This is a genomic window from bacterium, from assembly GCA_023150945.1.
GTDB lineage: Bacteria > Zhuqueibacterota > Zhuqueibacteria > Zhuqueibacterales > Zhuqueibacteraceae > Coneutiohabitans.
The window spans coordinates 1-753 of sequence record JAKLJX010000069.1 but is presented as its reverse complement, the minus strand read 5'-3'; the positions used below and the strand labels follow the sequence as shown (position 1 = coordinate 753).

Here is a 753-nt window from a genome sequence, read left to right as displayed (position 1 = left end):
CTAGCCCAACTTCCGCAGTTGCTGGATCTAAATTTAGTATTTTCAATAGAAGGGGTCAAAAAGTCTTCACTACAACTCTGCGTTTTGGGTCAGGCGCGCGGGCAGATGAAGGCCCAGGTGATGCAACAGAATGCTTTGGTGCTTGTCGGGTTTGGTCACGCATCGGAGTTTGATTTCTGTTCCGGCTTTGGTCGGCAAGATGACGTCACATACCTGAATGCGCCCGATTTCGTCAAGCACTTTTCTGGGCTCGTTCCCCAAGCCTTTGCTTTGGCAAAGCTGGCCCAGTGCTTTCCAAAGAACATAGGCTAAGAAACAAACCAGCAGGTGTGCTTGGACACGCTCTTCTTTCTGGTGCCAAATCGGGCGGAGGGCGAGATCACTTTTTTGAATGCGAAAGGCCGCCTCCGCATGACTGAGCTGCACATAAGCAGACCACAATTCTTCTTCTGACCAGTTCGTGATGTTCGTGCGCAAGAGATAACAACCTTCGCTTTGTTCGGCGCGCTTTTGTTGGGTGGGATCCTTGTGCCACTGAAGACGGAGCTTATGTTTGTCGCTCTTTTGCACTTCAATGTGATACTCGCGCGCCACGCGACTATTCTGTGTCAGCAAGCGGCCAATCTTGCGCTCGACCACACTCGCTTGTGTGCGTTTACCTGCTGCGCACTGCTTTTCGAGCTTGGTCAGGCCGGCTTCCAGTCTTTGCCGTGCCCGTTCGGCAATGGCATGTTCTTTGGCTTTACGCTCGGC

The 753-nt window shown here is 52.3% G+C and carries 2 protein-coding genes; both read left to right on the top strand.

From position 1 onward, the window contains the following. Positions 1-312: hypothetical protein (locus L6R21_28055; protein ID MCK6563060.1), on the top strand; the 312-nt coding region annotated here is incomplete at its 5' end. A 237-nt stretch (positions 313-549) separates the two neighbouring features. Next, on the top strand, positions 550-753 hold a 204-nt coding region (locus L6R21_28050), incomplete at its 3' end, for a hypothetical protein (GenBank protein MCK6563059.1).